Source organism: Kribbella capetownensis, assembly GCF_004331485.1.
Taxonomy (GTDB): Bacteria; Actinomycetota; Actinomycetes; order Propionibacteriales; family Kribbellaceae; genus Kribbella; species Kribbella capetownensis.
Genome location: NZ_SJKD01000001.1, coordinates 32,023 through 56,528 on the forward strand (window position 1 = coordinate 32,023; position 24,506 = coordinate 56,528).

25 protein-coding genes are annotated in these 24,506 nt (G+C 68.7%); 12 read left to right on the plus strand and 13 right to left on the minus strand.

All coding sequences use genetic code 11. The annotated features are described in order from the left end of the window. The first annotated feature begins 3 nt into the window (after positions 1-3). Positions 4-936 (plus strand): MBL fold metallo-hydrolase, encoded by a 933-nt coding sequence (locus E0H75_RS00185; RefSeq protein ID WP_238162730.1) that lies wholly within the window; start codon positions 4-6, stop codon positions 934-936. Here the strand turns inward: E0H75_RS00185 and E0H75_RS00190 are convergent. Both E0H75_RS00190 and pdxR read right to left on the minus strand, forming a co-directional pair. Beyond that, positions 926-1,675, minus strand: a complete 750-nt coding sequence (locus tag E0H75_RS00190) for a GNAT family N-acetyltransferase (RefSeq protein WP_131511003.1) — start codon at positions 1,673-1,675, stop codon at positions 926-928. The genes E0H75_RS00185 and E0H75_RS00190 overlap by 11 nt on opposite strands. A 52-nt stretch (positions 1,676-1,727) precedes the next feature. Then, positions 1,728-3,137: a MocR-like pyridoxine biosynthesis transcription factor PdxR gene (gene pdxR / locus E0H75_RS00195; protein ID WP_131511004.1), complete on the minus strand. Its 1,410-nt coding sequence runs from the start codon at positions 3,135-3,137 to the stop codon at positions 1,728-1,730. Positions 3,138-3,211: 74 nt separating this feature from the next. On the opposite strand from pdxR, the gene E0H75_RS00200 reads away from it, so the two are divergent. Genes E0H75_RS00200 through E0H75_RS00210 form a run of 3 tightly spaced genes read left to right on the plus strand, consistent with a single transcriptional unit; the run spans position 3,212 to position 5,388 of the window. Then, positions 3,212-4,498, plus strand: a complete 1,287-nt coding sequence (locus E0H75_RS00200; protein WP_131511005.1) for an FAD-binding oxidoreductase — start codon at positions 3,212-3,214, stop codon at positions 4,496-4,498. 16 nt (positions 4,499-4,514) lie between these two features. Next, positions 4,515-4,880: a DUF1622 domain-containing protein gene (locus E0H75_RS00205; protein WP_202872782.1), complete on the plus strand. Its 366-nt coding sequence runs from the start codon at positions 4,515-4,517 to the stop codon at positions 4,878-4,880. Positions 4,881-4,887: 7 nt separating this feature from the next. After that, positions 4,888-5,388, plus strand: a complete 501-nt coding sequence (locus E0H75_RS00210; RefSeq protein WP_238162731.1) for a tetratricopeptide repeat protein — start codon at positions 4,888-4,890, stop codon at positions 5,386-5,388. Positions 5,389-5,394: 6 nt separating this feature from the next. On the opposite strand, the gene E0H75_RS00215 is transcribed toward E0H75_RS00210, so the two are convergent. Together E0H75_RS00215 and nhaA are read right to left on the minus strand one after the other, a co-directional pair. Beyond that, entirely contained in the window at positions 5,395-5,862 is a 468-nt protein-coding gene (locus tag E0H75_RS00215; RefSeq protein ID WP_131511006.1) for a rhodanese-like domain-containing protein, read from the minus strand. Positions 5,863-5,956: 94 nt separating this feature from the next. Then, on the minus strand, positions 5,957-7,840 hold the full coding sequence (gene nhaA / locus E0H75_RS00220; RefSeq protein ID WP_131511007.1) for a Na+/H+ antiporter NhaA: 1,884 nt from the start codon (positions 7,838-7,840) through the stop codon (positions 5,957-5,959). Between the two features lie 151 nt (positions 7,841-7,991). On the opposite strand from nhaA, the gene E0H75_RS00225 reads away from it, so the two are divergent. Then, positions 7,992-8,693 (plus strand): GAF and ANTAR domain-containing protein, encoded by a 702-nt coding sequence (locus E0H75_RS00225; RefSeq protein ID WP_131511008.1) that lies wholly within the window; start codon positions 7,992-7,994, stop codon positions 8,691-8,693. Between the two features lie 2 nt (positions 8,694-8,695). Here the strand turns inward: E0H75_RS00225 and E0H75_RS00230 are convergent, their stop codons facing one another. Beyond that, positions 8,696-9,526 (minus strand): oxidoreductase, encoded by an 831-nt coding sequence (locus E0H75_RS00230; protein WP_131511009.1) that lies wholly within the window; start codon positions 9,524-9,526, stop codon positions 8,696-8,698. A gap of 87 nt (positions 9,527-9,613) precedes the next feature. Between E0H75_RS00230 and E0H75_RS00235 the strand changes: the two genes are divergently transcribed. From E0H75_RS00235 to E0H75_RS00245, 3 genes are all read left to right on the plus strand, one after another. After that, a complete protein-coding gene (locus E0H75_RS00235; RefSeq protein ID WP_202872783.1) occupies positions 9,614-10,165 on the plus strand; it encodes a TetR/AcrR family transcriptional regulator in 552 nt (183 codons plus the stop codon). A 261-nt stretch (positions 10,166-10,426) separates the two neighbouring features. Further along, positions 10,427-11,566: an ROK family transcriptional regulator gene (locus E0H75_RS00240; RefSeq protein WP_131511011.1), complete on the plus strand. Its 1,140-nt coding sequence runs from the start codon at positions 10,427-10,429 to the stop codon at positions 11,564-11,566. A 36-nt stretch (positions 11,567-11,602) separates the two neighbouring features. Further along, a complete protein-coding gene (locus E0H75_RS00245) occupies positions 11,603-12,280 on the plus strand; it encodes a GNAT family N-acetyltransferase (protein ID WP_131511012.1) in 678 nt (225 codons plus the stop codon). Here the strand turns inward: E0H75_RS00245 and E0H75_RS00250 are convergent. Further along, the gene (locus E0H75_RS00250) at positions 12,224-12,766 is read right to left on the minus strand and encodes a CGNR zinc finger domain-containing protein (RefSeq protein ID WP_165553335.1); all 543 of its coding nucleotides are present in this window, start codon (positions 12,764-12,766) and stop codon (positions 12,224-12,226) included. The genes E0H75_RS00245 and E0H75_RS00250 overlap by 57 nt on opposite strands. 131 nt (positions 12,767-12,897) lie before the next feature. Here E0H75_RS00250 and alr point away from each other — a divergent pair, with 131 nt between their 5' ends. From alr to E0H75_RS00265, 3 genes are read left to right on the plus strand one after another with little or no spacing between them, the layout of a single operon-like run. Continuing rightward, the gene (alr, locus tag E0H75_RS00255) at positions 12,898-14,037 is read left to right on the plus strand and encodes an alanine racemase (protein ID WP_131511014.1); all 1,140 of its coding nucleotides are present in this window, start codon (positions 12,898-12,900) and stop codon (positions 14,035-14,037) included. Next, positions 14,034-14,999 (plus strand): D-alanine--D-alanine ligase family protein, encoded by a 966-nt coding sequence (locus tag E0H75_RS00260; protein WP_131511015.1) that lies wholly within the window; start codon positions 14,034-14,036, stop codon positions 14,997-14,999. The genes alr and E0H75_RS00260 overlap by 4 nt, the downstream gene beginning before the upstream one ends. Continuing rightward, entirely contained in the window at positions 14,996-15,646 is a 651-nt protein-coding gene (locus tag E0H75_RS00265; protein ID WP_131511016.1) for a M15 family metallopeptidase, read from the plus strand. Before E0H75_RS00260 ends, E0H75_RS00265 begins: the two co-directional genes overlap by 4 nt. On the opposite strand, the gene fdhD is transcribed toward E0H75_RS00265, so the two are convergent. The 6 genes from fdhD to E0H75_RS00295 all read right to left on the minus strand — a co-directional run bounded on the left by fdhD (position 15,589) and on the right by E0H75_RS00295 (position 22,765). Continuing rightward, on the minus strand, positions 15,589-16,440 hold the full coding sequence (fdhD, locus tag E0H75_RS00270) for a formate dehydrogenase accessory sulfurtransferase FdhD (protein WP_131511017.1): 852 nt from the start codon (positions 16,438-16,440) through the stop codon (positions 15,589-15,591). The genes E0H75_RS00265 and fdhD overlap by 58 nt on opposite strands. Then, entirely contained in the window at positions 16,428-17,564 is a 1,137-nt protein-coding gene (locus E0H75_RS00275; RefSeq protein WP_131511018.1) for a molybdopterin molybdotransferase MoeA, read from the minus strand. Before E0H75_RS00275 ends, fdhD begins: the two co-directional genes overlap by 13 nt. A 137-nt stretch (positions 17,565-17,701) precedes the next feature. Continuing rightward, complete coding sequence (locus tag E0H75_RS00280) at positions 17,702-17,920, minus strand: formate dehydrogenase subunit delta (protein ID WP_131511019.1); 219 nt, start codon at positions 17,918-17,920, stop codon at positions 17,702-17,704. Next, positions 17,917-20,739: a formate dehydrogenase subunit alpha gene (gene fdhF, locus E0H75_RS00285; protein WP_131511020.1), complete on the minus strand. Its 2,823-nt coding sequence runs from the start codon at positions 20,737-20,739 to the stop codon at positions 17,917-17,919. The genes E0H75_RS00280 and fdhF overlap by 4 nt, the downstream gene beginning before the upstream one ends. After that, on the minus strand, positions 20,736-22,274 hold the full coding sequence (locus E0H75_RS00290; protein WP_131511021.1) for a formate dehydrogenase beta subunit: 1,539 nt from the start codon (positions 22,272-22,274) through the stop codon (positions 20,736-20,738). The genes fdhF and E0H75_RS00290 overlap by 4 nt, the downstream gene beginning before the upstream one ends. Next, positions 22,271-22,765 (minus strand): NAD(P)H-dependent oxidoreductase subunit E, encoded by a 495-nt coding sequence (locus E0H75_RS00295; protein WP_131511022.1) that lies wholly within the window; start codon positions 22,763-22,765, stop codon positions 22,271-22,273. Before E0H75_RS00295 ends, E0H75_RS00290 begins: the two co-directional genes overlap by 4 nt. 125 nt (positions 22,766-22,890) lie before the next feature. On the opposite strand from E0H75_RS00295, the gene E0H75_RS00300 reads away from it, so the two are divergent. Next, positions 22,891-23,391 (plus strand): SRPBCC family protein, encoded by a 501-nt coding sequence (locus E0H75_RS00300; RefSeq protein WP_131511023.1) that lies wholly within the window; start codon positions 22,891-22,893, stop codon positions 23,389-23,391. Positions 23,392-23,397: 6 nt separating this feature from the next. Here E0H75_RS00300 and E0H75_RS00305 read toward each other — a convergent pair whose 3' ends face one another. Continuing rightward, positions 23,398-24,441: a TRAP transporter substrate-binding protein gene (locus E0H75_RS00305; RefSeq protein ID WP_165553337.1), complete on the minus strand. Its 1,044-nt coding sequence runs from the start codon at positions 24,439-24,441 to the stop codon at positions 23,398-23,400. Between the last annotated feature and the right edge of the window lie 65 nt (positions 24,442-24,506).

The window sequence follows — 24,506 nt, forward strand, 5'->3', positions numbered from 1 at the left end:
AGCGTGAAGGTGAGTCGTCGAGGCATGCTGACCGGCGCAGCCGCGGCCGCGGCCGGAGCCACCGGGGTCATCGGAATGGACACCCGCGGCGAAGCGGCACCAACAGCGAGTGCACCGACGGACCGGACGCCGGTCGAGTTCACCTGGCTCGGCACCCACGCGTGGCAGATCCGGTGCGGCAAGCACATCGTGCTGACCGATCCGTGGCTGACCCGCTTCGAGACCGGGACGTTCACACCGGACGGCGTGAATCCGAAGACCAGACTGGTGATCGACGAGGCCGTGATCGATCGCCACCTCACCGCGGCCGACGCGATCCTCGTGCACCACGGGCACTACGACCACATGGCCGACGTACCGTACGTCGCGCAGAAGACGCAGGCGACGGTCCTCGGCACCCACTCGCACGTCAACCTGCTGCGGGCGATGCGGACGCCCAAGGACCTGCTGTCACCCGTGCGCGGCGGTGAGTACCTCGCGTTCGACGGCTTCACCATCGAGGTCTTCCCGTCACTGCACTCGTGCGGCGGGAAACGGCACGACTACGCGTTCGCGGGCTACCGCCTCGACGCCGTACCGCCCAGGCCGCGGGTGATCGAGGACCTGGTCGAGGGCGGCACGCTCGCGTACGTGATCACGATCGGCGGCCTGCGCATCCTCAGTCTGAGTACGGCGAACTTCGACCCGAACGCACTGCGCGATCTCGAGGTCGATGTGGTCCTCGCCGCGCCCGGCGGCGAGCCCGGCATCACGGACCGACTGCTCCGGACGATCAAACCGGTGCGCACGGTGCTGGCAACGCACTGGGACGACTTCGGCAAGCCCCTCGATCAACCGGCCGTGCCGTGGACCGACCTCACCCCGCTGCGCACGTCGGTCGAGCGCACCGGGGCGAAGTTCGTCGTACTGGAGTTGCTGGCGAAGGTCACGCTCTGACGCGGTAGTGGTACTGCGAGACCGTCCGGAAGCCAAGGCGGTCGTACAGCGCACGGGCTGGGGTGTTGGCCTCGACGACGCAGAGGAAGACGCGCTCGACACCCCGGCTCGTTGCCTCCTGCAACAAGGCGCGGATGACCGCGCGGGCCAGGCCCTGGCGGCGGAAGGCTTCGTCGACGGCCAGGCAGTAGAGGCCGGCCCAGTCGTCGACGAGTGCGAGCCGGCCGATCGCCTTGACGTCCTCGGCTTCGCCCGGCAGGACGGCGTAGAGCGCGCGGCCGCGCTCGAGGATCTGCTGGGCGGACGCCTGCTCGGCCGGACCGCCGCCACGACCGTCGACGGCCCACCAGCACTTCATCCAGCGATCACTGGGCACCGAGGAAATATTCACGTCGGCGTCCGACTCGGGGAGCTTGGCGAGTACGTCGGCGATCTCGGCGCACTGCACCAGCGTCGGGTTGCGGACCTCGTAGCCGCGCGCCTCGAGCTGGGCGTCCAGGTCGGTCGGCTGGGCCGCCGGGCTGATCTGGAACGACGGCGTGATGCCGTGCGCCTGATACAGGTTTTCCACGTAGTCCAAGGCTTTTCCGAGGTCGAACGGCGCACCCGCGGGGAGCACCGAGTTGGCTCGGAGGGTGACACCGTCGTTGCGTCGGACCAGCCAGCCGTCCAGCTCGGTGCTGTGCGCGGCGGGCCAGCCCTGGTTCATCAGGTTGTCGATGCAAGCAGCGGTTATCACCCGTCCGAGCCTAGAACCAATCGGATCGAATTGCAACCGAATGGAAGTTTATTCATCGAATGCGTAGGGATCCGATCGCGTCCGCGAGCAGGTCGATGCCCTCGACAACAGCCTTCTGGGTCAGTCCGCCGTACCCGAAGACCAGTCCGGCCGGCCCAGGTGACGCGACCCAGTACGGCGTCAGTCCGTAAACACCGAGGCCGCGTTCGAGCGCCGCCGCCTGGACGTCAGCCTCGGTCAGATCCGGCGGCAGCAACGTCATCACGTGCAGCCCGGCGGAGATCCCGGCCGGCACCAGCTCGGGCAGTCGCGCCGCGAGCCGGTCGACCAGCGTGTCCCGCAGCAAGCGGTACCGCGGCCGCATGCGGCGTAGGTGCCGATCGAACTCACCGCGAGCGACGAAGTCCGCGAACGCCAACTGGTCGAACACCGGCGACCCGCGGTCGTCCATCAGCTTCGCCCGCGACATCGGCTCGACCAGCCGGGTCGGCAGGATCAGCCAGCCCAGCCGCAGCCCCGGCGCCAGCGTCTTGCTGGCCGTGCCGGCGTACGCGACCCGGTCCGGCGCCAGCCCCTGCATCGCACCGATCGGCTCGCGGTCGTACCGGTACTCCGCGTCGTAGTCGTCCTCGATGACCAGCCGATCGCCCTCGGCGGCCCACGCCACCAGCGCCGCCCGCGTCTCGGCCGACGCGACCGCGCCGGTCGGGAACTGGTGCGCGGCGGTCACCAGTACGACGTCCGCACCGGACCGCTCGAGCGCGTCCACGTCGATGCCCGACTCCAGCACCGGTACGCCGACCGCCTCGAGACCGGCCGCTCGAGCCACCTCGCGCAGATCGTTGTCGGATGGATCCTCGACCGCCAGACAGCGATACCCCTGCTCGGCAAGGACCTGCAGGAGCAACCGCGATCCCTGCGCGAAGCCGTTGCAGATCATCATGTGTTCCGGGCGAGCCGCCGTACCGCGAACCCGATTGAGATAGTCGGACAGCGCCGTCCGCAGCTCGATCGTGCCGCGCCCGTCGAGATAGGCGAGGCTTTGGTACGGCGTCTCGTTCAGCACCCGGCGGATCGAGCGGAGCCACGCGGCGCGCGGGAACTGCGAGACGTCCGGACGGCTGTAGCGGAAGTCGATCCGCGGCTCCCCGGCCGGCGTCGCGACCGCGCCGTCCGGCTCGACGATCTCCACCGGCGCGACCTGCGTGTACCCGCCGCCCCGGCTGACCAGATAGCCCTCCGCGACCAGCTGTTGGTAGGCCTCGACCACGACACCACGCGACAACCCGAGGTCGTCCGCCAGCGCGCGGGTCGATGGCATCACGGTGTCGGCGCGCAGCAGGCCCTCGCGGATCCGGGCCCGGATCCCGCCTTCGAGCTGCTGATGCAGCGGTACTCCGGCGTCCCGGCGGAGCTCGACCAGCAACTCACCGGCGCCTGAACTGGTCCTGATTCGACTCACGAAACTGGACCTTATCGGAGTACCGCTTCGCTGTCAGGGTGGTGAACACAACCCGCTGCGAAGGAGCCAGAACGATGACCACCCTGCTACGCGCCGGCGACGCCGGCTACGACGAGGCCCGCACCGTCTGGAACGCGATGGTCGACCGACGCCCCGCCGTGATCGCCCGGTGCCACGACACCGCCGACGTGGTGGCCGCGGTCCGGTTCGCCCGGACGGCCGGACTCGAGATCGGGGTCCGCTGCGGCGGCCACAACATCGCCGGTCTCGCTGTGCCGGACGGCGGCCTGATGATCGACCTCACGCCGATGAACGCGGTCCGGGTCGATCCTGAGCGGCAACTGGCCTGGATCCAGGGTGGCGCGTTGCTGGGTGAGCTGGACCGGGCCGCGCAGGAACACGGCCTGGCGACGACCGCGGGCAACGTCTCGCACACCGGCGTCGGCGGCCTGACCCTCGGCGGCGGGATGGGCTGGCTGGCCCGGCAGTTCGGTCTCGCCTGCGACAACGTGGCGTCGTACGAGGTGGTCACGGCGGACGGCGAGGTGGTTCGCGCGAGCGCCGAGGAGAACCCGGAACTGTTCTGGGGACTGCGCGGCGGTGGCGGGAACTTCGGGATCGTCACGTCGTTCGAGTTCCGCCTGCACCAGGTCGGGACGCGGGCATTGGTTGCCGAGTTCACCTATCCGGCGTCGGCAGGTTTCCCGGTACTGCGGGGCTGGCGGGAACTCAACGCGCAGGCACCGCGCGAGGCGACGTTCACCGCGACCATCAAGGCGGACACCGTCACCGTTGGGTACGTGTGGGTCGGGAGCGGCGGCTACAACCTGCTGCCGGCGTTCCGTGCGCTGGGTCCGGTGCTGGAGGAGTCCATCGAGGAGATGCCGTACCTGACCTTGCAGAGCCGCGACGACAACGTGCAGGGACACCGCTACCGCCGCTACTGGAAGGGCCACTACTTCAAGGCGTTGCCGGACGACGCGATCCGCGCCCTGCTGCAGACTCCCGGTGTGGCTGCGAGCCTGCAGGCGTACGGCGGTGCGATCGCCGACGTACCGGACGAGGATGCCGCGTTCAGCCACCGGCACACCTTGTTCGAGTTCGTCACCGCGACGCGGTGGGAGGACCCGGCGGAGGACGAGGCACGGATCACCCAGCTTCGTGAGTACGCCGCGACGCTGGAGCCGTACGCGAACGGGGCCTACGTGAACACGCTCAACGGTGACCCGATCAACCGTGCCTTTCCGCCGGCGAAGCTGGCCCGGCTGGTCGCGCTCAAGACGGCGTACGACCCGGACAACGTCTTCCACCTGAACCAGAACATCAACCCCGGCGAGCCAGCCACCACCGCGGCCGCCTGACTGATACCTGTGGACGGTGGACTTCGAGGCCGTGTTCGCCGACGTGGCGCGGGTGATCGAGGGCGCCGGCGTCTTCATCATGGCGATCGGCCTCGCGGTCGTCCTGATCCGCTACGTGTACGACGTACTGCACCATGGCACCAACACCTACCAGCGTCTGCGCGTCAACCTCGGCCGGGTCATCCTCCTCGGTCTGGAGATCCTGATCGTCGGCGACATCATCCGCTCGATCCTCGTCGACACCTCGGTCCAGTCCGTCCTCGTCCTGGGCCTGATCGTCGTCATCCGCACCGTCCTCAGCTTCGCCCTCGAGGTCGAGATCTCCGGCTCCTGGCCCTGGCAGCAACACCGCACGACGGAGGATCGGCTGGACGCGGCATGATGGAGTGGTGACAACAGAACTGACGCCGGAACTGGCAGCGACGATCGAGGAGGCGTTCGGGCGGCGGGACCGGTCGAACATGCAGCCGACGATCGACTACTTCGAGCGGCTGCTGATCGAGCATCCGGGCAACCCGTACGTGCTGTACGAGGTTGGCGGGTCGTACGACAGCGACGGCCAGGAAGCGAAGGCGATCGAGTACTACGAGCGCGCGCTGCCCGGGTTGAGCGGGGAGACGCGACGCAAGTGCCTGCTGCAGTACGGCAGCACGCTGCGCAACCTCGGCCGGTTCGACGACTCGCTGGACGTGTTCAAGAAGGCCTGCGCGGAGTTCCCGGAGTCGGACTCGCTGCGGGTGTTCAAGGCGCTGACCCTGCACGCGGCCGGGCAGAAGGACAAAGCACTGGCGTCGTTGCTGCTCGTCATCGCCGACCGCGTGGACAGCGCGGAGATCAAGCGCTACGAGGCCGCCATCCGCGGCAACGCCGACTACCTGGCCGGTCTCTGAGCCCGGTCAGCAGGCGCAGGCGATCCCGAGCGGCGCGGTGAGCGGATCGGTCGCGCGGCGTTCGATGCCGCCGGCCGTCTGCACCGGCAACCCTTCGCGGGTCCAGTACTCGAACCCGCCGATCATCTCCTTCACCGGATAGCCGAGCCGGGCGAACTCGAGCGCCGCCTTGGTCGCCCCGTTGCACCCCGGCCCCCAGCAGTACGTCACCACCGTCACACCTTCGGGTACGACGGACGCCGCGCGCGCAGCGATCTCGCGGGTCGGCAGGTGGATCGCGCCGGGCACGTGACCCTGGTCCCAGCTCTCCTGACTGCGACTGTCGATCAGCACCCAACCGATAGCCCCGGCACCGATGTCCGCGGCCACATCGGAGACGTCTGCCTCGAACGACAACCGGCCGGCGAAGTGCGCGACGGCTGCGTCGCGGCGCGCGGCCGGCGTCTGCAGGACAACCGAGGTCAGAACGGTCATGGCGGGCTCCTCAACACTGATCGGAGCCACCAGCGTCAGGCATCCGCGCCATCCCGCGACAGTGGCAGAAATGCCCTGGTACCACAAGATCCAGTCAGCCCCGACGGTTGATCTTCGCCCGCGCGCGGGCCACGTGGATCGCGGCCTTCAGCGTCTCGACGTCATACGCGCCGTAGTGCCGCTGCCCGTTGATGAAGAACGTCGGAGTTCCCGACACGCCACTCAGATCGGCTGATTCCACGTCCTGCGCGACCCGGGCCGCCGCGACGTGCCGCTTCACCTCGTCGTGCAGCCGGTCCGTGTCGAGTCCGAGCTGAGCGGCGTACCCGAGCAGGTCGGCCGGCTGCAGCTTGTCCTGGTTCGCGAGCAGCAGGTCGTGCATCTCCCAGAAGGCCCCCTGGGCGGACGCCGCCTCCGACACCTCGGCCGCGATCTGCGCCTGCGCGTGCACGTCACTCAGCGGCAGGTGCCGCCAGACGTAGCGCAGGTCGTCGTCCAGGAGCAGCTTGCGGACGATGGGCTCCGCCCGCCCGCAGTACGGGCACTCGAAGTCGCCGTACTCGACCAATGTCACCGACGCGTCATGCGGACCGCGGATGTGGTCGCGCTCGGGATCCACCGCGTCGATCAGGTCGACCAGCTGCTCGGCGTCGCCGAGGAGCGCCATCGCCTTCTTCGGTGGCGACAGCAGCTTCGCGGTCCGGAACACCAGCCAGGTCAGGACGGACGCCACCACGACCGCCGACAGCAGGCCGAGCTTGGCCTCGACCAACTCCTGTCCATCGAAGGCGATCGTTGCTATCAGCAAGGACACGGTGAAGCCGATGCCGGCGATCGTCCCGCTGCCGATCACGCCGGCCCAGCCGACCTGCGGGCGGAAGCGGCCGCCGGTGGCGCGGTCCAGCAGCCAGGACGCACCGGTCACCGCGACCGGCTTGCCCACGACGTACCCGATCAGGATGCCGAGCGTGATGGGTGCGGTGTACGCCCGGCCGAGGAAGTCCAGGTCGATCGGGATGCCGGCGTTGGCCAGCCCGAACAGCGGAACGATCAGGTAGCTGGCCCAGGGGTGGTACAGGAACTGCAGGCGCTCGTTCGGTGAGATCGTCGCGGTCAGTCCGACCGTCGCGGACCGCGCCAGTTCGGGCGTCGGCTGCTCACGGAACAGGCGGACCAACCCGGTCGCCTGCTCGAGTTCCTCACGCCCCGGCGTGTACGCCGTTGCCGTCAGGCCGATCGCGAGTCCGGCGACCACGGGGTCGACGCCACTCGTGAGCAGCGCGGCCCACATGACCAGGCCGAGGACGACGTACAGCCAGGCGATGCGGACGCGGTAGATGGCCAGCGTCAGGACGACGGCGAACGCGACGATCGCCGCCGCCAGCATCGTCAGGTCGACGTCCTCGCTGTAGACGACGCCGATCACGACCAGCGCGAGGAGGTCGTCGACGACGAACACCGTCAGCAGGAAGACCCGGATCCGATCGGGGACGCCGCGGCCGACCAAGGCGAGCAGGCCGAGCGCCAGCGCGGTGTCGGTGGACATCGCGACTCCCCAGCCGTGCGCGCCGTCGCCGCCCAGGTTGAAGGCGAGATAGATGAGGACCGGCACGATCATTCCGGTGACGCCGGCCAGCACCGGCAGCACGAAACGGCTGCGCTCGCGCAGGTCGCCGAGGTCGAATTCGCGGCGCGCCTCCAGACCGACGACGAGGAAGAACAGCGTCATCAGGCCGCTGTTGATCCACTCCCGTAGGTCGAGGCTCAGGACGTGGTCTCCGAGGCCGACGGACAGTTCGGTCCGCCAGAAATCGTCGTACAGCTCGGGAGCGACGTTGGCCCACAGCAGGGCGACCACGATGGCTGCGGCGAGGACTCCGGAACTGCCCGCTTCGGTCCGCAGAAAGGCACGCATCGGTGCCGCGAACTCCCGCCGCCAGCTGGTCTGGCCGCTCAGCAGAGCGGAGAAGTCCGTCATGGGGTTCACTCTAGCGTTTTGGGTCCAGCGACCCAGAAAATTCCTCGGCGGTCCAGCTAACAGATTCCGGGCAGTGGGCTGCATCATGTCTCCTGAGGATCACTCCAGCCACGGGGTGCCCGATGGCTCGAGCACGACTGGAGTCCCTGTGATGACCGATCAGGATCTCGCCGCGACGTCGGCGGACGCGTTCGCGCGTCTGGCGATCGAGCTGCACGACGCCCCAGGGGTGGACGAGACGGTCGACGCCGTCGTTCAGTTCGCCCTGCAGGCGCTCAACTGCACGTACGCCGGTGTGGCGTTGTATTCCCGTGGATCACAGGCGGAGATCGCCGCCGTCACCGATCCGGTTGTCAGGGACGTGTACGACCTGCAACTCGGCACCCAGAACGGTCCGTTGGTCACCGCGTTGCGGGACCGGTCCACGGTCCTGATCCGCGACACCACAACCGACGACCGCTGGCCGGAGTGGGCCGCGAAGGTTGCCGCGCTCGGGGTGCGCAGCGTGCTCGACGTACCGCTGGCGACTGGTGGTGCGGCTCGTGCGACGGTCGGCGTACTCGGGCTCTACAGCCCGTTCCCGGATGCGTTCACGGAGGACGACGAGGCGATCGCCCACATCCTCGCCCGGCACGCATCCGTTGCTCTCGCCTCCGCGCGGCACGAGCGGTCGATGGCGCAGGCCGTCGATGCCCGCAAACTCGTCGGCCAGGCGATGGGCATCCTGATGGAACGCTTCGACGTCGACGGCGACCGGGCCTTCGCCATCCTCAAGCGCTACTCCCAGGACACCAACACCAAACTCCGCGACGTCGCCCAGCAACTCATCGACACCCGCAAACTCCCGCGGTAGCGCTACACCGCGGTGCCGGTCACGCGGCTGATCAGGGCGTCGAAGGCGCGGTCCGGGAGAACGCGGCGGAGGGTGATGAGTGGCTTGGCGGCGAAGCCGGCGGTGTAGCGGGTTCGGGGACCGCGGGCGGTGACGGCTTTGGCAATGGCGTCGGCGATGACTGTGGGCGGGGAGTTCCGGCGGGCGTTGGCTTCGGAGGCCATCGACGCGGCCATGGCGCCGGCCCGCTTGGCGTACGGGCCGTCGGCGGAGACCTTGCGCAGGTTGCCTGCGGCAATGTCGCCCCACTCGGTCTGGATGCTGCCCGGCTCGATCACGACCACGTCGACGCCGAAGGGCTTGGTCTCCAGACGCAGGCAGTCGCTGAGCGCCTCCAGTGCGAACTTCGTGCCGTGGTACCAGCCACCGAGCGGCGTGTAGATCCGGCCGCCCATCGAGCTGATGTTCACGATCGTGCCGCTCCGCTGCGTCCGCATCCCGGGCAGCACCAACTGGATCAGCCGCGCGGCACCGAACACGTTCACCTCGAACTGGTACCGCGCCTCGTCCAGCGGCACCTCCTCAACAGCGCCGTACGACCCGTAGCCAGCGTTGTTGACCAGTACGTCGATCCGCCCTGTCTCACTGAGGATGCGGTCGACTGCGGTCCGCAGCGAGTCGTCATCGGTGACGTCCATGGCGATGGTCCGGATGCCGTCGGCGGCCAGCTGCTCCATCCGGTCGACGCGGCGGGCGGCGCCGTACACGACATACCCGAGCGCGTGCAGTTTCCGCGCGGTGGCCTCGCCGATACCGGACGAGGCGCCGGTGACGAGGGCGATCCTGGCTGTCATGGCACTCCCAGGGGATAAGCTGAACGCTGGTTCACGCCTATCATGAACCTGCGTTCACGATCTTGCAACGCCCAGCCGAGGAGGCCCATGAGCCCGCGCGCCGACGCGGTCCGGAACCGGACGAAGATCCTGGACGCCGCCCGGGAGCAGATCACCCTGCACGGCCCGGACGCCGGGATGGACGAGATCGCCGCGGCCGCCGGGGTGGCGGTCGGCACGCTGTACCGGCACTTCCCGAACAAGACCGACCTGGTCAGCGCGGTCCTCACCGAGCACCTGGATCGCGTCGCCGACGACATCGAGGCGGCCCGGGAGCGGACGGCCGGCGGCGCCAAGGCGATGGACGAGATCCTCGGACTCGTCGAGCGCGTGCTGGAGGCATCCGCCACGGATCACGCGGTGAAGGCCGCGGCCCGCCTGCTCGGCGCGTATCCGACCGACGAACTCGTGGAAGATCGCACCGGCACGGCCTTGGCGGAACTGATCCAGGCCGCCCAGGCCGACGGCGAGCTGCACGACGACGTGACGGTCCAGGACTTTTATCTGCTGATCAACACAGCCCCCACCGACCAGCCTCCGGCGGTGCGATCCCGGTGGCTCACTCTGGTGCTACCGGGCCTGACGACCCGCGGCCGCTGATCGGCCCGACGCTTTTATCCGTCCTGCGGGCGAAGGCCGGGGTTACTTTTCTGACAGCGTTGTCCCCGATCCTTTCTGGCCGAGTAGGGGCATACTTCGTAAAGAATTGGGTACGGCGCCGTTGGTGCGTTCACCATTTCGAGGGGTGTGGACACCTACACGACGTTGGGTTGATCTCGACGCCGGGGCTTGTGCGGCCAGAACCGCGGACCGGGTCACGTCCCGGCGTCCATCCCCAGCGTGCGCGGATACCCTGTCGAAATGGGTGAGTGGCGTCCGCTGACCGGACCGTCGCGGCAGGTCGCGTTGGAGATCCTGCTCGACGGGCCGCTGTCGCGTGCCGAGTTGTCACGCCGCGTGGGCCTGTCGCCGGGGAGTCTGACCCGGCTGACCAAGCCGATGGTGGAGTCCGGTCTGCTGGTCGAGGTCGCCGGAGGACCCACAGACGCCCGGGTCGGCCGGCCGTCGCAGCCGCTCGATCTCGACCCCGGCGCACACCACTTCGTCGGCATCAAACTCACTGGTGACACGGCAATCGGCGTACTCACGACCTTGCGTGCCGAGGTGATCGCGAGTGCCGAGCGCCCGCTGACCGATCCGACGCCGTCCGCGGTGGCTGCGCTCGTTCTCGAGCTCACCGACGACCTCGCTCTCCAGGCGCCTGGGCCGATCACCGGGCTCGGTGTGGCGCTCGGCGGCCGGGTGGCGAACAACTCCGAGGTCCGTTGGGGGCCGTACCTGAACTGGGTCGACGTACCTTTCGGCGAGATCCTCGCCGCCCACACCAGTACGCCGGTCGTGATCGCGAACGACCTGGTCGCGCTGACCGAGGCGACCCATTGGTTCGGCGCGGGCCGCGGCGTCGACCGCTTCGTACTGCTGACGATCGGCGCCGGAGTCGGGTACGGCCTGATTGTCCACAATCGGATCGTGGACAGCCCGGACACGAGTATCGGCACGATCGGCCACTACCCCCTGCTGCCGGACGGACCCCGTTGCGATCGCGGGCACCACGGCTGCGCGATCAGTCTGCTGACAGTCGGCGCCATCACCGAACAGGTCGGTGCGGCGCTCGGCCGATCGGTCGACTACGAGGAATGCCTCGACCTCGCAGCCAAAGGCGATCCGGCCGCGAGCCAGGTGATCAGCCGCGCCGGCCGCGCATTGGGCCGGCTGATCGCGGCGGCCGCGAACTTCACCATGCCCGAACTCGTCGTCCTCGGCGGCGAGGGCGTCCGCCTGGCCGACGTCGCGCACGACGATCTCTTGGCCGGGCTGCACGCCGACCGGCACCCGTCCAGCGTGGAACTGCCGATGGTCCTCCAGCCTGCCGACTTCAGCGAGTGGGCCCGCGGCGGCGCGGTGGTCGCCATCCAGACCTTCGTACTCGGACGCGAGTAACTGACTATCGAACAATAAACAGTTACGATCCTCCGTATGGACGATCTCCTCAGGCGGTGGGTGGACGGCTGGCGGCGCTGCCGTGGCCTCGAGCCGGCGATCGAGTACGACGATGCGTTCGCCGTCGTACTGCGGTTGCCCGGACGAGATCGGGAACTGTTCGCCCGCGCGGATGACCCAGCGGTGGTCGACCATCTGGTGGCGCGGACGTCCGAGGACGTCTGGCTGACTGTGACCACCCAGCATGGCGACGAGATCACGCGACGCCTCAGCGCCGCCGGGTTGGAACCGTTCGCCGAGCAGAAGGTATTGATGTCGATCGAGCTCGCCGATCAGCCGCAGCCGGAGCCGCCCGCGTCGTACCAGGTGACGACGCAGACCGACGACGCGCTGGAGTACGTGCGACTGCTCCACGAAGGTGAGGTCGCGGCTCGCGGCATGGTGGCGATTGTCGACAATGATGCGGTCATGCATGACATCCACACCGATCCGGCGCATCGGCGACGCGGACTCGGCAGTGTGGTGATGGGTGCGCTCAGCCGGCGGGCCATCGAACGCGGCGCACGGACGGGTCTGCTGATGGCCACCACCGAAGGCGTTCGCCTCTACACGAAGCTCGGCTGGTTGCCGGAAGCAACGATGGTGACGGCGACCGGGTCAGGCGGTGCGGGCCCGGTGGGCGGCGACCTTGGTGCGGTTCTGGCAGGCCGTTGAGCAGAACCGCTGGGTGCGGTTCTTGGTCGCGTCGAGGAAGAGGTCCTCGCACCGCTCCGCCTCGCACCGACGGAGGCGATGGGCGTCGTCACTGCCGAGCAGCATCGCCACCGCGGTGGCGAACTCGGCCAGCCAACCTGTCGCCTCGGACACGTCCGGACCGGCGAAGTGCAGATGCCACGGTGCGCCGTCGTCCCGGACGAGCTGCGGCGCGGCCTTGGTTACCCGGAGTAAGTTGTTCACCAGCTCGACCGCCGGATCGACCTCCGGCAGGTGGCTGAGGGCGTCGTACAGGGTCTTGCCGCCGGACGCGTACTCCGCAGGATCCGGGGAGCCGACGCGGTTGGTGGTCAGCCGCAGCACGTCGGCGACGGACTCCGTCGAGGGCGCGGTGGCGGGCCGTCCCTGGCGCCACGCGGAGCCGAAAGTGTTCGCCAGCGCGATCGCCGCGAGGAGCGACGCCTTCAGGTGATCGGTGGCTTCCACTCGTCCATTATGACGAGGCAGGTCAGCCCAGGGCATGCCAACTCGTACTACCAGGGTCGTACACCCGGCCCGGGCAACATCGTTCCTTACTCCGATGATCCTGATGGTTGCCAGAAACAACAATGGCGGTCATGAACCTGGTTCAGGCCGTGTCTGATGGTCGGGCAGCACGTGGGATTGCCGGACTCTCCGAGGCGGTCGTCGATCTCTCGGCCGTCCGCGACAACGTCCGGACCTTCCGGCGGCTCGTCCCGCAGGACGTGATGGCCGTGGTCAAGGCCGACGCCTTCGGCCACGGCGCCGTACCGGTGGCCCGCGCGGCGGTCGAGGCCGGGGCGACCTGGCTCGGTGTGGCTCGCGCCGACGAGGCGCTGCAGTTGCGCGCCGGCGGACTGACAACTCCGATTCTCACCTGGCTGTACGACGCCGCCGAGCTGATGCTGCTCGGTGACGTCGACGTGGACGTGAGCGTCTCGACGATCGCCGAACTCCAGCGCGTCGCTTCGATCCCGTCCGTCCACTGCGTGCACCTCAAGCTGGACACCGGACTGCACCGGGCCGGCAGTGCACCTGACCAGTGGATCGAGCTCACCCGTGCGGCGGCGCATTACGAGGCGCTCGGCGCCGTCACGGTCCGCGGGATCTGGTCCCACCTCTGGCACGGCGACTCCGCCGACGCCGTGCACAGCCAGAGGCAGCTCCGGCTCCTGCGGACCGGGGTGAGTCTCGCACGACGGGCCGGTCTGCGGCCCAGCGTCGTACACCTGGCCAATTCGGCCGGTGCGATCACGCTCGACGCGCCGGACTGCGATCTGGTCCGGATCGGCGCCGGTCTGTACGGCATCGACGAGACAGGCATCGGGCTGCGGCCGGCGATGCGGCTGATGAGCAAGCTGGCCCAGGTACGCCGGATCCACGCCGGTGAAGGGGTTTCGTACGGCCATGACTACATCGCGCCGCGGGACACCACGGTCGCCTTGGTCCCACTTGGGTACGCCGACGGCATCCCGCGGGTCGCGGCCGGCCAGGCGAGTGTGCTCTGCCGGGGCGTCCGGATGCCCGTGATCGGGCGGATCGCAATGGACCAGTTCGTCGTCGACGCCGGTGACCTGGCGGTCGAACCGGGCGAACCGGTAACCATCTTCGGCGACGGCTCGCAGGGTGAGCCGACCGCCAGGGACTGGGCCGGCTGGGCCGGCACCATCCCGCACGAGATCTACTGCGGCATCGGATCCCGGGTGCCCCGACGCTACGAGGAAGGCAACCGATGAAGGTCGCGGTAGTGATGGGCGGCGTGAGCCCCGAACACCAGGTCTCGCTGGCGAGCGGCAGAGGCATCGCGAAGGCGGTCGAGATCCTCGGCCACACGGCGATCCCGCTGGTGATCGATGCCAAGGGCAACTGGATCGACGGGCAGCACGAGGCGATCGAGATCCTGCAGGCCTGCGACGTCACCGTCCCGGCCCTGCACGGCGAGGGCGGCGAGGACGGCACCCTCCAGGGATTCCTCAACCAACTGAAGGTCCCGTACGTCGGCAGTGGCGTCGCGGCCAGCGCGGTCGGTCTGGACAAACACCTCACCAAGGCGGTCCTCAGAGCCCACGGAATCGCGGTTACTCCAGGGGTGACACTCAGCGGACCGGATCTCACCGACACCGAGGCCGCGATGCAGACGATCAAGGCGGCCGGCCTGGACTTCCCGGTGTTCGTGAAGCCGGGCAACGGCGGCTCGAGCTACGGCGTGACCAGAGCGACCGACCTGACCTCGCTGGCGCGGGCGATCGCGGACGCCGCCGACGTCGATCCGCACGTACTGGTCGAACGAGAGATGGTCGGCCGAGAGATCGATCTGGCTGTGCTGCAATTCCCTGACAGCCACGTCGACACCGCGCCCGCACTGGAGATCCACAGCGATCCGACCCAGCCGTTCTTCAACGCGACTGCCAAGTACGACAGCAGTGCCACGCGTTTCGTCGTACCCGCGCCGCTGGAGCCTGCGTTGGCCGAGCGACTGCGGCGTACGGCGATCGAGGTCTTCGAGGTGCTCGGGTGTGAAGGGCTGGCCAGGGTGGACTTCTTCGTCCCGGCCGAGGGCGCGCCGGTGGTCAACGAGATCAACACGTTCCCCGGGTTCACCCCGGCCTCGCAGTTCCCGCGGATGTGGGCGGCGGCCGGCATGAGCTACGCCGACGTGGTCGACACGCTGTTGCGAACGGCGGTGGCGAACGGATGACCGTCCTGCTGAGCGACGAGCGGATCACCACGATCCCGGTGGCCGAGACCGGCGAGCCGCTGGTCGACCTCTACACCCGCGGCATCTCGACGCCGAACCAGCAGTTCGCCCGTGAGAGTGTGGCCGACCGACTGGCCGTGGCGGACACCTTCCTACCGGCAGGGATCCAACTGCATGTGGTGGAGGGGCTCCGACCGATCGAGAGCCAGCAGGAGATCTACGACGGCTACCGGGCCGAACTCGAGCGCCTGCACCCCGGCATCTCCGATCACGACGTACATGTCCTGGCGAGCCGGTTCGTGTCCCCGGTCGAGGTGGCGCCGCACGTCGCCGGCGCCGCTGTCGACCTCACACTGATCGGCGCCCACGGCCCGCTCGACCTGGGTACGCCGATCGACGCGACACCCGAGCAGAGCAACGGCGCGTGCTTCTTCGATGCGACCAACATCAGCCGGGACGCACGGACCAACCGGGCGTTACTGGCCGACGTACTGTCCGCGGCTGGGCTGGTGAACTATCCGACCGAGTGGTGGCACTGGTCCTTCGGCGACCGCTACTGGGCCTTCCTCGAAGAGCGCGGGGAGGCGCTCTACGGACCGGCCCACGCCGGTGCGGCCGCGGTCGTGATGCGGTCCGGACGGGTGTAGACGTTCATACTGCCGTTGCGGATGAAACCGGCCAGGGTGATGCCGGCCTCCTCCGCCAGATCGACCGCGAGGGACGAGGGCGCGGAGACGGCGGCGAGAACCGGGATGCCTGCCATCACAGTCTTCTGCGCGAGCTCGAACGACGTACGCCCGGAGACGACCAGGATGCAGCCGGCGGCCGGGATCATGCCGCCGAGGACAGCCCAGCCGACCACCTTGTCGACTGCGTTGTGACGCCCTACGTCCTCGCGGACGACGAGTAGTTCGCCGGTCGCTGTGAACAGGCCGGCCGCATGCAGTCCGCCGGTCCGGTCGAAGACCTGCTGCTTGGCCCGCAACGCGTCGGGCAGCCCGGCCAGTACGTCGAACGGCACGGTCATCGGATCGTCTGCCGGGGAGAATCGCGTCTTCACCCGGACGGCGTCCAGGGACGCCTTGCCGCAGACGCCGCAGGACGAGGTGGTGTAGAAGTTGCGCTCTACACCGGCGAGAGGCGGCGGTACGCCGGGAGCCAGGCCAAGGTCGAGGACGTTGTAGGTGTTGCGGCCTTCGTCGTCAAAGGAATCGCAGTACCGCGCTTCGCGGATGTCGTCGACACTTCCGATCACGCCTTCGGTGTGCAGGAAGCCGTGGGCCAGCTCGACGTCGTGGCCGGGGGTGCGCATCGTGACGGCGAGCGGTTTGCCGTCGACGCGGAGCTCGAGAGGTTCCTCGACGGCGATCGAGTCCGGGCGCTTCCGCTCGCCTCCCGGGCCGAGACGCAGTACCGGACGGCGCGCGATCACACGGCCCATGGGCGTGCTCCTGGATCGAGTGGCAGCAGTCGTGCGGCGATCGCTTCGGCCGGTCCGGGGTCGACGACGGCCAGTGCGTCGGCTGCGGCTGGGCCTCGGAGCATTGCGGATCCGCCATGCCCGACCGGTACGGCGCCGTACGGCTCGAGGCGGACCGGGACGAGGCGGGTGCTGTGGGGGTGGCACTGGAGGCCGCCGGGGATGGGGGTCAGCGTGAGGCCTGGGAGTGAGAGGCCGCGCATGCGGAGGAGAGCCGAGACGCCGAGGGTCAGGAAGGCGACGAGGGCGGCGAAGGGGTTGCCGGGGAGCCCGAGCACCAAGCGGCCGTCGGGCAGCTGGGCAAGGGCTTGGGGGTGGCCTGGGCGGCAGGCGACTCCATCGACGATCAGGTCGGCGCCGAGGGCGGACAGCGCCGGGCGGAGATGGTCGGCTGGACCGGAGGCGGACGAGCCCGAGACGAGGATGAGCTCGGCGTCTGCTGTTTCGAGGGCGTTGATCAGGCTGGTGCCGTCGTCCGGCAGATGGCTGATGGGTGCCGCGGTTGCGCCGGCGCGGGTGATCAGGCCGGGGAGCATCGGGCCGATGGCGTCGCGGACGCGGCCCGGTCCGGACGGGCCGCGGTGGACGAGTTCGTCGCCGGTGACGAGGGCGGCTACGCGCGGTTTGGGGATCACGGTCAGCCGGTTGAGGCCGACGCTTGCGGCTAGACCCAGTACTGCGGGATCGACGGTCACGCCGGCCGGCAGGAGTTGTTCACCGGCCTTGCACTCTTCTCCCGCCCGCCTGATGTGTTTGCCTTCTTCACTTGGGCCGTCGAGGCAGTCGCCCAGGAGCACGCTGTCCTCGGAACGCATTACCGACGTTGCATCCGCCGGCACTGCGGCTCCTGTCACGATGCCGCAGGCTTCACCTTCCTCCAACGTCACAGGGTCGGCGCACCCGATCCCCACGTGCCCGGTCACCCGCCAGGGTCCGGTGCCTCGCACTGCAAAGCCATCCATGGCCGAGCGATCCACCGGTGGCACGGCGACCGTAGATACCAACGGCGCGGCCAGCGTGAGCCCGTCCGCGTCACTCAAACTCCGCGAGACCGCCCCCAGTGGCGTCCCCGCGGCATGAGCCATCTGCCGAGCAAAATCCCAAGAAACATCCACCCGCCGCCCCCGAAGCACACGGCCAGTACCGTCCGCTACCCGGCCGGGATCCGGTGCCGCAGCCCCGCCCTCCTCCACCTGTTGGAGGGCGGGGTCGTGGTCTGTGGTCACTTGGCGGCCAACTGCTTGGCTGCCAGGGCGGCGATCGGGTCCAGGTCTTCGGCGCCTGACTCGACGTGGGCTATCAGGGCCTGCTTCATGCGCGGGTCCCAGACAGCATTCATGTGGGTGGCGACCGCGGTGGCGGCGTCGGTGGGTGAACGGTGCGCGAACTGGGCCGCGATCTCGTTCGCCAGCCGGACGTGCGGCGGCACCCCGGCGCTCATCGGTTGCCGCCGGCAACGACAGGCTCACGCTCGGCCTGGCTGTCCACCCGGCCGGGCAGCAGGTCGACCTGGACCGCGGTCACCTTGTACTCCGGGCAGTTCGTGGCCCAGTCGGAGTTGTCCGTGGTGATCACGTTCGCCCCGGTGACCGGATGGTGGAACGTCGTGTAGCAGACCCCGACCGGCATCCGGTCGGACAGCTTGGCCCGCAGTTCGGTCCGTCCGACCCGGCTCGACAGCGCAACCTGGTCGCCGTCCTCGATCCCGCGGACCTCGGCGTCGTGCGGATGCATTTCCAGGATGTCCTCCGGGTGCCAGGCGACATTCGCCGTACGACGGGTCTGGGCGCCGACATTGTATTGCGACAGGATCCGCCCGGTGGTGAGGATCAGCGGGAACTTCCGCGTCGACCGCTCCGTCGTCGGCACATAGACGGTCTCCATGAACCGGCCCTTGCCGCGGGTGAACTCCTCCTCGTGCATGATCGGCATCCCGTTCGGGAAGTCCACGTTGCACGGCCACTGGATCGAGCCCACCTCGTCCAGCTTCTTGAACGAGACGCCCATGAACGTCGGCGTGGTCTGCGCGATCTCGTCCATGATCTGACTGGCCGAGTCGTAGTGCATCGGGTAGCCCATCGCCTGGGCGATCTCGCAGACGATCTCCCACTCCTGCTTGCCGGTCTCCGGCGCCATGATCGGCCGGACCCGGTTGATCCGCCGCTCGGCGTTGGTGAACGTGCCGTCCTTCTCCAGGAACGATGTCCCCGGCAACAACACGTGCGCGAACTTCGCGGTCTCGTTGATGAACAGGTCCTGGACGACGAGCAGGTCCAGAGCGCCCAGCGCCGCGAACACGTGCTGCGTGTTCGGGTCGGACTGTGCGATGTCCTCACCCTGCACGAACAGCCCTCGGAACGATCCCTCGATCGAGGCGTCGAACATATTCGGGATCCGCAGACCTGGCTCGTTCAGCAGCGGCGTACCCCAGAGCTTCTCGTAGACCTCGCGGACGCCGTCGTCGGACACGTGCCGGTAGCCGGGCAACTCGTGCGGGAACGAACCCATGTCGCACGAACCCTGCACGTTGTTCTGCCCACGCATCGGGTTCACGCCGACGCCGGGGCGGCCGATGTTGCCGGTCGCCATCGCGAGGTTCGCCATCCCCATCACCATGGTCGAACCCTGGCTGTGCTCGGTGACGCCGAGCCCGTAGTAGATCGCGCCGTTGCCGCCGGTCGCGTACAGCCGGGCCGCCGCGCGGATCTCCTCGGCCGGTACGCCGCTGATGTCGGCAACCGCCTCGGGGCTGTGCTCGGGCTGCGCGATGAACGCCTCCCACGTCTCGAAGTCCTCGCACCGGTCCGCCACGAACGCACGGTCGACCAGGTTCTCGGTGACCACGACGTGCGCGATCGCGTTGATGATCGCCACGTTCGTGCCCGGCGCGAGCCGCAGGTGGTGCGCGGCCTCGATGTGCGGCGAGCGGACCAGGTCGATCCGGCGCGGGTCGACCACGATCAGCTTCGCGCCCTGCCGGAGCCGCTGCTTCATCCGGGACGCGAAGACCGGGTGCGCATCGGTCGGGTTCGCGCCGATCACCAGGATCACGTCGGCCTCCTCGACCGACTTGAAGTCCTGGGTGCCGGCGGACTCGCCGAACGTCTGCTTCAGGCCGTACCCCGTCGGCGAGTGGCAGACCCGCGCGCAGGTGTCCACGTTGTTGTTGCCGAACACCGCGCGGACCATCTTCTGTACGGCGTAGACCTCCTCGTTGGTCGTCCGCGACGAGGTGATCGCGCCGATCGAGCCCGGCCCGTACTGCGCCTGGATCTCGCGCAGCCGCCGTGCGGTGAACGAGATCGCCTCGTCCCAGGAGACCTTCCGCCACTCGTCCGCGATCGTGTCGCGCACCATCGGCTCCAGCACCCGGTCCGGGTGGCTGGCGTACCCGAACGCGAACCGGCCCTTGACGCAGGAGTGGCCCTCGTTCGCGCCGCCGTTCTTGTACGGCACCATCCGCACCAACTCGTCACCGCGCATCTCGGCCTTGAACGAGCAGCCGACACCGCAGTAGGCGCAAGTGGTGATGACGGACCGCGTCGGCATACCCAGCTCTACGACGGACTTCTCCTGCAGCGTCGCGGTCGGGCAGGCCTGCACGCACGCCCCGCAGGACACGCAGTCGGACTCCATGAAGGACACGCCGGCACCGGCCGCAACCTTCGAGTCGAACCCGCGACCCTCGATCGTCAGCGCGAAAGTTCCCTGTACTTCGTCACAGGCGCGGACGCAGCGCGAACACGCGATGCACTTGGACGCCTCGAAGTCGAAGTACGGGTTGGAGGAGTCGGTCGGCAGGTCCAGGTGGTTGGCGCCGGCCTCGACGCCGGAGCCGTACCGGACCTCGCGCAGGCCGGTGACGCCGGCCATGTCCTGCAGTTCGCAGTCGCCGTTGGCCGAACAGGTCAGGCAGTCCAGCGGGTGGTCGGAGATGTAGAGCTCCATCACGCCCCGGCGGAGTTTGCCGAGCCGTTCGTTCTGCGTCCGCACGGACATTCCGGGTGACACCGGTGTCGTGCAGGAGGCCGGCGTACCGCGGACTCCGTCGATCTCGACCACGCACAGCCGGCAGGAGCCGAACGCCTCCAGGTTGTCGGTGGCGCACAGCTTCGGGACGTCGACCCCGGCCTGCTTGGCCGCGCGCATGACCGAGGTCCCGGGTGGGACGGTCACCGCGATCCCGTCGATGGTCAGTTCGACGGTGGCTTCGCCGGGGCGTTCCGGCGTACCGAAGTCGGGTTCCTTGAGCAGGGTCATGCGCCGAAGTCCTTTCCGAAATGGCGGACGGCACTTTGTACCGGCATGGGTGTCAGCCCGCCCATCGCGCAGAGCGAGCCGTCGGTCATCAGTTCACACAGGTCGTCGAGCAGGACGAGGTTCTTCTTCCGGTCCTCACCGGCCACGATCCGGTCGATCGTCTCGACGCCGCGGACGGCACCGACCCGGCACGGGGTGCACTTGCCGCACGACTCGGCCGCGCAGAACTCGAACGCGAACCGGGCCATCGAGGCCATGTCGACGGTCTCGTCGAACACCACGATCCCGCCGTGCCCGACCATCGCACCGGCCGCCGCGAACGCCTCGTAGTCCATCGGCAGGTCGAACTGTTCGACCGGGAGGTACGCCCCGAGCGGGCCGCCCACCTGGACGGCCCGCACCGGGCGGCCCGACGACGTACCGCCGCCGAAGTCGTTCACGAGTTCGCCGAGAGTGATGCCGAACGCGGTCTCCACGATTCCGCCGCGGGCCACGTTCCCGCCGAGCTGGAACACGCTCGTGCCGAGCGATCGCCCGGTCCCGTACGCCGCGTAGGCCTCGGCATCCTCGGCCAGGATCACCGGGACAGTTGCCAGCGACAACACGTTGTTCACCACGGTCGGACGGCCGAAAAGCCCTTCCAGCGCAGGGATCGGGGGCTTGGCCCGGACCTGTCCGCGCTTGCCTTCGAGGCTCTCCAGCATCGACGTCTCTTCACCACAGATGTACGCGCCCGCACCGACACGGACGTGCAGATCGAAGGCGAGCCCGGAGCCGAGGACGTCGGCTCCGAGCCAGCCCTTCGACCGGGCGATCTCGATCGCGGCCCTGAGCGTCGCCACCGCGTCGGGGTACTCGGACCGCAGGTACACGTATCCTTCCGAGGCCCCGACGGCGTACGCCGCGATCGTCATCCCCTCGATCAGCGTGAACGGATCGCCCTCGATCAGCATCCGGTCCGCGAACGTCCCGGAGTCGCCCTCGTCGGCGTTGCAGCAGACGAACTTGAGGTCGGACTCGGCGCCGAGGACGGTCCGCCACTTGATGCCGGTCGGGAACCCGGCGCCGCCACGGCCGCGCAGCCCGGAGTCCACCACCGTCTCCACCACTTCGGCCGGCGTCCGCGCCAGCGCCTCCCGTAGTCCGCGCATCCCGCCGTACGACGTGTATTCCTCGGCGGAGAGTGGATCGGTCACCCCGACCCGGGCGAACGTGAGTCGTTGCTGCCGCTTCATCCACGGCAGCTCGTCGACGACGCCGAGGTGGGCGCCGATGTCACCGCCCTCGCCGCTGAGCATGCCGGCCGCGAGCAGGCCGTCGACCTCCTCAGGAGCGACCGGGCCGTAGCCGACCCGGCCTTCGGCGGTCTCGACCTCGACCAGCGGCTCGAGCCAGAGCATGCCGCGCGAACCGTTGCGGACGACCTGCACGTCCTGGCCGTGCGCCGTGGCCGCCGCGGCGATCCGCTCGGCGACCTCGTCCGCTCCGACGGAGCGTGCGGCCGCGTCGCGCGGGACGTAGACACGGATGGTCATCGGGCCTCCCCGAGAAGGGCGTCGAGCCGCGCCGGTGTGACGCGACCGTGCAGCTTCTCTCCGACCTGGACCGCGGGTCCGAGGGCGCAGTTGCCGAAGCAGAAGATCTCGTCGAGGGTGATCCGGCCGTCGTACGTCGTCTCACCGAAACCGCAGCCGATACTGCGCTTGGCATGCTCAGCCAGGTCAGCCGCACCGACCGATCGGCAGGCCTCCGCCTGACAGATCGCGACCGTCGTCCGCCCGGCCGGTGCCCGGCGGAAGTCCTTGTAGAAGGTGACCACGCCGTGCACCTCGGCGACGGCGATGTTCAGTACGTCGGCGATGACCGGGATGTCGGTCTGGTCGACGTACTCCAACTCCTCCTGGACGGCGTGCAGGATCGGGATCAGCGCCCCCCGGAGCCCTCGCAGTTCGGTGGCTATCTCGCGTACTCGCTGGGCACGCCCGGGGACCGGGACGGGGGCTGCGGCCACGACCTCACTCGTCATGTATACAACATTCCGTCGCCAGCATCGCAGGGTCAAAGCAAAGCTGCCTATCACCTGATAGCCGGCGTCTATCAAGGCCGCTGGCGAAATGTCGAGGCCGACTGGCCGGGTACGACGTCCGGGGCATGAACGAACACGGAGTGACCGGTGCAAGCACCGAAGTCCAGGTGGTGTTGAGGGTTCCCGTCGAGCAGGTGTGGGCGGGAATCACGGCCGTCGATCGGTACGGCGAGTGGAGTCCGGAGTGCTACTACGGTGCCTGGCTCGACGACGACCGGCTCGCGGCCGGAGCGCGGTTCGAGGCCCGGAACAGGTTCGCGGACGGGTTCGAGACATACGTCACGTGCGTGGTCACGGTCGCCGACGAGCTGACCAGGTTCGGCTGGGACGTGTACGGCGACGAGGACGAGCCGTTAGCCCATTGGGAGTACGACCTGCGGCCGCAGGGTTCGCAGACGTTGGTGCACCAGACCTTCACCCACGGTCCTGGTGACAGCGGCCTGCGGGCGGGTGTCCGCAACGACCCCACCCAAGCGGCGCACGTCATCCAGGGCCGGCTCGATCAGCTCGCCGGCAACATGCGCAAAACCCTCACCGCGATGGAGGCTGCGCTCCTCCCTGGCTGACCCAGGTCACGGACACGGATCTGCCAGGTCCTGGGCGGGGACCTTGACGGACTGCTTCAGGGTGCGGATGCGCTCGATCTGCGCCTGGGTTTTGGCATCCTTCGCCAGTTCGGCGTACACGGGCTGGACGGCCTTGGTCAGCGCCGCGAGATCCGCGGTGCTGGCCGTGACGATCTTTCCCCCGAGGTTGCAGAACGCCACGGCATTGGCCGTCTCGGTGGTCCGGTTCGCGAGCACCCAGACCTGCAGGGCCTTCACCGAGTTCTGCAGGGCCGTCCGGTTGGCCTCCGACAACCCGGCGTACACCTCGGGGTTGATGACGAGGGTGTTCACCTTCTCGTTGAAGACGACGTTCCCGGCCGCGGTGGACGACGCCGGGAAGCCGCGGGCCAGCAGGAATCCCGCCTCGACGCCGGCCATCGACCCGTCCTGGACACCCTGGACGAAGGTGCTGTCGGTGACGTCGACCGGCTTTCCGCCGAGTGCCCGGAGGGTCGCCTCGGTGAGCACGGAATGAGGTGTCCGGATGGTCTGGAGGTTGTAGTCCTCGACCCGCACCAGCGCGTGCTTGAATCCGAACGTGTGCCGCGGACTCTCCGGCAGCAGCGTCAACCCCGTGACACCGGCCTTCTCGAGATCCGACATGAGCTCGGTGGACAGGTCGGAACTGGTGACGATCTTGTCGGCCAGCGCATCCGACGTGACCAGGAACGGAGCGTTGAGAGCACGGAAGGTGCTCACGCCTTCGGTGTCCCAGGCTCTGGCCGGGACCATCCCCATCCCGAGTTGCTTCTCCTTGACCATCCGGGCGATCTTCTGGTCCCACTCGACGGATTCCGGTCCGGACGCCTGCCAGACCGGATAGAGCAGCAGGTTCCCCTCGGAGCCTGTTCGGACCAGTTCGACCAGCTTCATGATCGCGATCCCACCAGGACTGTCCGGATCGTCGTCGGCCGTCCCGATCTGGATCGTCACCGGGCCGGCATCGGCCTCGGCGGCCTTGGTTTCAGGTGCATCGTCGCTGCAGGCCGCCCCCGCTCCCACCAGCATGAGTACCAGCGTGAAAATCCCCAGACGTCGCCTCGGATTCATGGCTCCCCCCACGAACCACAGTG

Excerpts from the sequence above, each read along its gene's own strand:
- E0H75_RS00200 (WP_131511005.1), top strand. The coding sequence starts at position 3,212 with ATGACCACCCTGCTACGCGCCGGCGACGCCGGCTACGACGAGGCCCGC.
- E0H75_RS00240 (WP_131511011.1), top strand. The coding sequence starts at position 10,427 with ATGGGTGAGTGGCGTCCGCTGACCGGACCGTCGCGGCAGGTCGCGTTG.
- nhaA (WP_131511007.1), bottom strand. The coding sequence starts at position 7,840 with ATGACGGACTTCTCCGCTCTGCTGAGCGGCCAGACCAGCTGGCGGCGG.
- E0H75_RS00290 (WP_131511021.1), bottom strand. The coding sequence starts at position 22,274 with ATGACCATCCGTGTCTACGTCCCGCGCGACGCGGCCGCACGCTCCGTC.
- E0H75_RS00235 (WP_202872783.1), top strand. The coding sequence starts at position 9,614 with ATGAGCCCGCGCGCCGACGCGGTCCGGAACCGGACGAAGATCCTGGAC.
- E0H75_RS00265 (WP_131511016.1), top strand. The coding sequence starts at position 14,996 with ATGACCGTCCTGCTGAGCGACGAGCGGATCACCACGATCCCGGTGGCC.
- E0H75_RS00245 (WP_131511012.1), top strand. The coding sequence starts at position 11,603 with ATGGACGATCTCCTCAGGCGGTGGGTGGACGGCTGGCGGCGCTGCCGT.
- E0H75_RS00305 (WP_165553337.1), bottom strand. The coding sequence starts at position 24,441 with ATGCTGGTGGGAGCGGGGGCGGCCTGCAGCGACGATGCACCTGAAACC.
- E0H75_RS00300 (WP_131511023.1), top strand. The coding sequence starts at position 22,891 with ATGAACGAACACGGAGTGACCGGTGCAAGCACCGAAGTCCAGGTGGTG.
- E0H75_RS00225 (WP_131511008.1), top strand. The coding sequence starts at position 7,992 with ATGACCGATCAGGATCTCGCCGCGACGTCGGCGGACGCGTTCGCGCGT.
- E0H75_RS00295 (WP_131511022.1), bottom strand. The coding sequence starts at position 22,765 with ATGACGAGTGAGGTCGTGGCCGCAGCCCCCGTCCCGGTCCCCGGGCGT.
- E0H75_RS00230 (WP_131511009.1), bottom strand. The coding sequence starts at position 9,526 with ATGACAGCCAGGATCGCCCTCGTCACCGGCGCCTCGTCCGGTATCGGC.
- fdhD (WP_131511017.1), bottom strand. The coding sequence starts at position 16,440 with ATGGGCCGTGTGATCGCGCGCCGTCCGGTACTGCGTCTCGGCCCGGGA.
- alr (WP_131511014.1), top strand. The coding sequence starts at position 12,898 with ATGAACCTGGTTCAGGCCGTGTCTGATGGTCGGGCAGCACGTGGGATT.
- E0H75_RS00215 (WP_131511006.1), bottom strand. The coding sequence starts at position 5,862 with ATGACCGTTCTGACCTCGGTTGTCCTGCAGACGCCGGCCGCGCGCCGC.
- E0H75_RS00275 (WP_131511018.1), bottom strand. The coding sequence starts at position 17,564 with ATGGCTCATGCCGCGGGGACGCCACTGGGGGCGGTCTCGCGGAGTTTG.
- E0H75_RS00280 (WP_131511019.1), bottom strand. The coding sequence starts at position 17,920 with ATGAGCGCCGGGGTGCCGCCGCACGTCCGGCTGGCGAACGAGATCGCG.
- E0H75_RS00260 (WP_131511015.1), top strand. The coding sequence starts at position 14,034 with ATGAAGGTCGCGGTAGTGATGGGCGGCGTGAGCCCCGAACACCAGGTC.
- fdhF (WP_131511020.1), bottom strand. The coding sequence starts at position 20,739 with ATGACCCTGCTCAAGGAACCCGACTTCGGTACGCCGGAACGCCCCGGC.